Annotated in this window: 5 protein-coding genes; 2 read left to right on the top strand and 3 right to left on the bottom strand. The window is 71.7% G+C overall.

All coding sequences use genetic code 11. The features are described from left to right. Window positions 1–181: 181 nt before the first annotated feature. A complete protein-coding gene (locus CU044_RS28900; RefSeq protein WP_129771708.1) occupies window positions 182–886 on the bottom strand; it encodes a TetR/AcrR family transcriptional regulator in 705 nt (234 codons plus the stop codon). Window positions 887–1,053: 167 nt separating this feature from the next. Between CU044_RS28900 and CU044_RS28895 the strand changes: the two genes are divergently transcribed. Next, on the top strand, window positions 1,054–1,503 hold the full coding sequence (locus tag CU044_RS28895; RefSeq protein WP_240045906.1) for a nitroreductase/quinone reductase family protein: 450 nt from the start codon (window positions 1,054–1,056) through the stop codon (window positions 1,501–1,503). Window positions 1,504–1,696: 193 nt separating this feature from the next. Here the strand turns inward: CU044_RS28895 and CU044_RS28890 are convergent, their stop codons facing one another. After that, the gene (locus CU044_RS28890) at window positions 1,697–3,004 is read right to left on the bottom strand and encodes a geranylgeranyl reductase family protein (protein WP_129771707.1); all 1,308 of its coding nucleotides are present in this window, start codon (window positions 3,002–3,004) and stop codon (window positions 1,697–1,699) included. A 150-nt stretch (window positions 3,005–3,154) separates the two neighbouring features. Here CU044_RS28890 and CU044_RS28885 point away from each other — a divergent pair, with 150 nt between their 5' ends. After that, complete coding sequence (locus CU044_RS28885; protein ID WP_129771706.1) at window positions 3,155–4,519, top strand: dipeptidase; 1,365 nt, start codon at window positions 3,155–3,157, stop codon at window positions 4,517–4,519. A gap of 169 nt (window positions 4,520–4,688) precedes the next feature. Here the strand turns inward: CU044_RS28885 and CU044_RS28880 are convergent, their stop codons facing one another. Next, window positions 4,689–5,795 (bottom strand): NUDIX hydrolase, encoded by a 1,107-nt coding sequence (locus CU044_RS28880; RefSeq protein WP_129771705.1) that lies wholly within the window; start codon window positions 5,793–5,795, stop codon window positions 4,689–4,691. Window positions 5,796–6,000: the final 205 nt, after the last annotated feature.

The following is a 6,000-nucleotide window of genomic DNA, read 5'->3' as shown; positions in this document are numbered from 1 at the left end:
GACCGCCGCCCATCTCTTCCTGACCGAGCAGCGGTCCTGCCCAAAAGTCCCTGCCAGGGCCTGACTCTCCACCAGGCCCTGGCACTCCTCCAACACCTTTTAGCCACCTGGACCGGCACCTGCCCCACCTGTCGGCAACCCACCCCATGGCAGCCCTACGACACCACCTAACAAAGCCCTACTAGCGCGTACCGCCGCGCTCCATCAGCCCGACCTCGCGCGCGAGGCGCCGAGCGGTGTGGGTGAACAGTTCGCCGCGGGCCTCGACCACGCCGTTGAACTGGCCGAAGACCTCGAAGGAGATCAGTCCGAAGAGCTGGGCCCAGGCCGCGATGAGCGCGGCCATCACCTCCGGGGGAAGGCCGGGCGCCAGTTGGGCCGCGAGCCGTTCGGCCTCCGGGCGCAGCTCGTCCGTGAGCGGCGGAAGGGCGATGCCGTCCGCACGATGGGCGTCTGCGGCGATGGAGATCAGCGCCAGCCCGACCCGGGACGCGGGCTCGATCGTCAGCTGGGGTGCCTGATAACCGGGCACGGGCGACCCGTAGATCAGTGCGTACTCATGGGGATGGGCCAGGGCCCAGGCACGTACCGCCACGCAGACGGCGGTCCAGCGCGCGGGAGGATCGGCGGGGCCCGCGGCGGCGAGGGCCCGTTCGGCGGCCGAGCCGACCGCGTTGTAGGCGTCGATGATCAGCGCGGTCAGCAGCTCGTCGCGGCTGGGGAAGTACCGGTAGAGGGCGGACGAGACCATGCCCAGTTCGCGGGCGACGGCGCGCAGTGAGAGCTTCGCCGCGCCCTCGGCCGCGAGCTGTCCGCGCGCCTCGTCCTTGATGGCCGCCGTGACTTCGGTGCGGGCACGTTCCCTGGCTCCCCGGATGGTCGTCATTCGGAGCAGTGTAATGCGTTCGGAGCACCGATCAAAAGAGAGAGCACCGCTCTTGCTTCAGAGCACCGAATCGGTGCACACTGCTCTCAAGCGAGAGCAGTGCTCTCTCAGCTCTTTCAGCGCTCTCGCGCTCTCCCCGCCCTCGTCTCACACCCAGGAGATTCACCGTGTCGCAGCCGCACTATCTCAAGGCCAGCCCGTTCACCGTCCGGATGAACGGACTCATCGGCCGGCTCGCCCGGCACGGCGTGAGCCTCCTCGGCTCGGCCGAACTGTCCGTACGCGGTCGCACGAGCGGCCGGACGCAGCGCATCCCCGTCAACCCCCACACCTACCGGGGCAGTCAGTACCTGGTCTCGGCCCGGGGCCACTCGCAGTGGGTACGCAACATGCGCGCCGCGGGCGCCGGTGAACTGCGCGTCGGCCGCAAGGTCCGGGCGTTCACCGCGACGGAGATCCCCGACAGCGAGAAGCTCCCGATCCTGCGCTCCTATCTGGAGCGCTGGGGCTGGGAGGTCAACCAGTACTTCCAGGGAGTCACCGCGAAGTCCTCCGACGCGGAGATCATCGCGGCGGGCGCCGACCACCCGGTCTTCCTGATCAGGACGGATTCCTGATCAGGACGGACCCCGGGCCAGACGCTCAGGGCCGGACGCTCAGGGCCGGACGCTCAGGGCCAGACGCTCAGGGCCAGACGCTCAGGGCCAGACGCTCAGGGCCAGACGCTCAGGGCCAGACGCTCAGGGCCCGTCGCTCACTCCCGGACACTCAGGGCCGGACACTCAGGGCCAGACACTCAGGGCCGGACGCTCACTCCCGGGCGCCCGCATCCGGCGTACCCGTCACTCCCGCCGCACCGGGCTCCGGCGTCTCACCGTCCGGCGTCCCGGTCTCACTCGGCTGCTGCCTGCGGTCCAGCAGATCCAGCGCGCGGCGGGCCAGCGGATGGGTCCGTACGGCACCGGCCAGTGTGGTCGAACCGCGGGTGATGTCCGCGAACATGTTCCACGCCGGGCGCAGCCCCGTGATCGCCGCGTGCAGCAGTCCCGGCCTGCGCTCGAAGATGGCCAGCATCCGCCGGCCGACGCCCATCTCCACGCCGAGCCCGGCCTTGATGGCGAACGCGTAGTTCAGCGCCTGGCGGCGGGCGTCCACGGCGTCGTGCGACTCCGAGATCCGTACCGCCCACTCCCCCGCGAGCCGCCCGGAACGCAGGGCGAAGGAAATCCCCTCCCTGGTCCACGGTTCGAGGAGGCCCGCCGCGTCCCCGCACACCAGCACCCGGCCGCGCGACAGCGGCGAGTCCTCGCTGCGGCACCGGGTCAGATGCCCGGACGAGACCGCCGGTTCGAAGCCCGCGAGCCCGAGCCGGGCGATGAAGTCCTCCAGATAGCGCTTGGTCGCGGCGCCCTCGCCGCGCGCCGAGATCACGCCGACGGTGAGCGTGTCGCCCTTGGGGAACACCCATCCGTAACTCCCGGGCAGCGGGCCCCAGTCGATGAGCACCCGCCCCGCCCAGTCCTCGGCGACCGTCGGCGGTACCGGGATCTCGGCCTCAAGACCCAGATCCACCTGGTCCAGCTTCACCCCGACATGGGCGCCTATCCGGCTGGCACTGCCGTCCGCGCCGACCACGGCCCGCGCCAGCACCGTCTCGCCGTCCGCCAGCACGACGGCGACCGTACGGCGGTCGGGCACGGCCGGGCCGTGCTGCTCGACGCGCGAGACCGTCACGCCGGTACGGAGCACCGCGCCCGCCTTCTGCGCGTGCTCCACCAGACTCGCGTCGAACTCCGGGCGGTTGATGAGCCCGAAGAGCATGCGCTTGGAGCGGCGGGTACGGGCGAGCTTGCCGTTCAGGGAGAAGGTCACCGCGTGCACGCGGTCCCGGAACGGCAACTCGAAGCCCGGGGGCAGTGAGTCGCGCGAGGGCCCGATGATCCCGCCCCCGCAGGTCTTGTAGCGGGGCAACTCGGCTTTCTCCACCAGCAGCACCTGACGGCCCGCGACCGCCGCCGCGTATGCCGCGGAGGCTCCCGCCGGCCCTGCGCCGACCACGACGACATCCCACACCCGCTCGTCGTGCTCGCTTCCGGCGTCTGCGTTCTCGCTGCTCACGATGTGCTTCTGCTCCTGATCCGACCGGTGGCCCCTGCTGTCGAACGGCATCCTACGGCGCTGGCTCGGTGAACCCGCTGTGGGAGGATCGGCAGTGACTTCGACGTAACACCCGACTGAGACAACGTCGTACCCACCAGGAGCGTGCCCATGACCGCGAATCCGATCGCCGAGACCGTAGCGTCGCTGATGCCCCGTGCCCGCACGGAGCTCGCGGAGCTGGTGTCCTTCCGGTCGGTGGCGGATCCCGCGGTGTTCCCCAGGAGCGAGTGCGAGGCCGCCGCGCGCTGGGTCGCCGACGCGCTGCGCACGGAGGGGTTCCAGGATGTCTCGGCACTCGACACCCCTGACGGCACCCAGTCCGTCTACGGCCTGCTGCCGGGCCCCGAGGGCGCGCCCACGGTGCTGCTCTACGCCCACTACGACGTGCAGCCGCCGCTGGACGAGGACGCCTGGGTGTCACCGCCCTTCGAGCTGACCGAGCGCGACGGCCGCTGGTACGGACGCGGGGCCGCCGACTGCAAGGGCGGCTTCCTGATGCATCTGCTGGCCCTGCGGGCGCTCAAGGCGAACGGCGGTGTGCCGGTGAACGTCAAGGTGATCGTGGAGGGTTCGGAGGAGCAGGGCACCGGCGGCCTCGAACGGTACGCGGAGGCCCACCCGGAGCTGCTGGCCGCCGACGCCGTCGTCGTCGGCGACACCGGCAACTTCCAGCTCGGCCTGCCGACGGTCACGGCCACACTGCGCGGAATGACGATGGTCCGCGTCTCGGTCGACACCCTCGAAGGCAACCTGCACTCGGGACAGTTCGGCGGGGCGGCCCCCGACGCGCTCGCCGCCCTCATCAGGGTGCTCGACTCGCTGCGCGCCGAGGACGGCTCCACCACCGTGGACGGGCTGGCCTCGGACGCCGTCTGGGACGGACTGGCCTACGGCGAGGCCGACTTCCGGAAGGACGCCAAGGTGCTCGACGGTGTCGGTCTGATCGGCGAGGGCGCGGTCGCCGACCGGATCTGGGCCCGCCCGGCCGTGACCGTGCTGGGCATCGACTGCCCGCCCGTGGTGGGCGCCACCCCGTCGATCCAGGCGAGCGCGCGGGCGACGGTCAGTCTGCGGGTGCCGCCGGGCCAGGACGCCGCCGAGGCGACCGAGCTGCTCGTCTCCCACATCGAGAAGCACACGCCGTGGGGCGCGCGGGTCGCGGTGGAACAGGTCGGCCAGGGCCAGCCGTTCCGCGCGGACACCTCCAGCCCCGCGTACACCGCGATGGCCGACGCGATGCGCGTGGCGTACCCCGGCCAGGAGATGCAGGCCTCCGGAATGGGCGGCTCCATCCCGCTCTGCAACACCCTGGCCGAGCTGTATCCGCGCGCGGAGATCCTGCTGATCGGGCTGAGCGAGCCGGAGGCGCAGATCCACGCGGTGAACGAGAGCGTCTCCCCCGAGGAGTTGGAGCGCCTGTCGGTCTCCGAGGCCCTGTTCCTGGTCAACTACGCGCGGTCCAAGCAGGCCTGACGGCGCGAGAGGGGACCGGGGCCCGCCCCGGAGCGGACCCGGAACGGCCGCTGCGCCGCCCCGGAGATCCGCACAGGGCACCGTTCGGACCCGGAACGGCCCCTTCGAGCCGCCCCCGGAGCGGCTCGAAGGGCCCCCGGAGCGGCCTGAGGGCCCCGTGGGCGCGCCGTCAGCCCACGGGGATCCCGTCCTCCAGGTTGAGTACGGTCCCGCGCTCCCTGGCCCGCAGAGCCCAGCGCAGCCGCGCGTAACGGGCGGGGGGCAGCAGCCGCCCGGCCTCCTCCTCGCCGACGAAGCGCCAGCCCCGCAGCTCGGGCCCCGGCAGCAGCAGTTGTCCCGCGAGGTGCGCGGGGAGCAGACCGCCGTCGAAGAGCAGCCGCAGACCGCCGTACCCCGGCGGTCTCGGCGGTTCCCAGTCGACGACCAGCAGTCCGGGCACGTCGGTGAGTTCGATGCCTATCTCCTCGGCGACCTCGCGCATTCCGGCGCGGGCGGGCGCCTCACCGGCCTCGACCACCCCGCCGGGGAACTCCCAGCCGGGCTTGTACGTGGGGTCGACGAGCAGGACGCGGTCCTGCTCGTCGAAGAGCAGGACACCCGCCGCGACGGTCTCGGCGGTCGGCTCGGGTGTCTGCACGATCTCGCAGAGGCCCGCCGTGCCGGTCCGTACCGCTTCCGCGAGACAGACGGCGGTCTCGCGCGCCGTGAGACCGGTGTTGTCGATCACCAGCGCGTCGCCGGTGAGCCAGTCGAGCGCCGCGCGGTAGGGCTCGATGTACGCGTCGCCCCCGCGCCGGACGCGCTCGCCCACTCCGTGCCCGCCCACTCCGTGCCCGCCCGGGTCGTCCGCGCGTGACTCGCCCGACTCGCCGGTCTCATGGGCCACATGGGCCTCGCGGGCCTCACGGGCCGCGATCCTTCCGCGCAGGATCGTTTCATCTGTTGTCAGCAACACATGCCGTACGGGGATACGACGCGAGGCGAGCCCGCCGAAGATCTCGTCCCGGTACTCCTGGCGCAGCAGCGTCATCGGCACGACGAGCGCCCCGCCCACCTCGGCCAGCAGCGCGGCCGCCGTATCGACCACCAGGCGCCGCCAGATCGGCAGGTCCTGGAAGTCGGTCACCTCGGCGAGCCGCTTCTGCGGCAGCAGTTCGGCCAGCGTCCCGCCCATCAGCTCGGGTTCGTACAGAGTGCAGTTCGGGATCAGGTCGATCAGTTCGCGTGCGGTGCTGGACTTGCCCGCTCCGAACGCACCGTTGATCCAGACGATCACGGTTCCCCCTCTTCCGTAGCCCTCAGTGGACTGCCCGCAACACCCTGCCCCGGAAACCCCCGGGCAGACCGGGGAGCCCGCACCGGCCGACCGGTCGTGTCCGAGCTGTGTCCGGATCGAGGTCGTCCTGAGGCCCCGCGCGCGTCTCCTGTACGGACCGATGTCCCCGCCGGGCCGTAACACAACCCCGAGGCACGTCGTTGAG

The sequence above is a fragment of the Streptomyces sp. L-9-10 genome (assembly GCF_004151105.1).
Classification (GTDB): domain Bacteria; phylum Actinomycetota; class Actinomycetes; order Streptomycetales; family Streptomycetaceae; genus Streptomyces.
The sequence above is the reverse complement of the archived record's forward strand: the minus strand, read 5'-3'. Positions and strand labels throughout refer to the sequence as shown.

Coding starts and splice junctions, on each gene's coding strand:
- CU044_RS28900 (WP_129771708.1), bottom strand. CDS start 886: ATGACGACCATCCGGGGAGCCAGGGAACGTGCCCGCACCGAAGTCACG.
- CU044_RS28885 (WP_129771706.1), top strand. CDS start 3,155: ATGACCGCGAATCCGATCGCCGAGACCGTAGCGTCGCTGATGCCCCGT.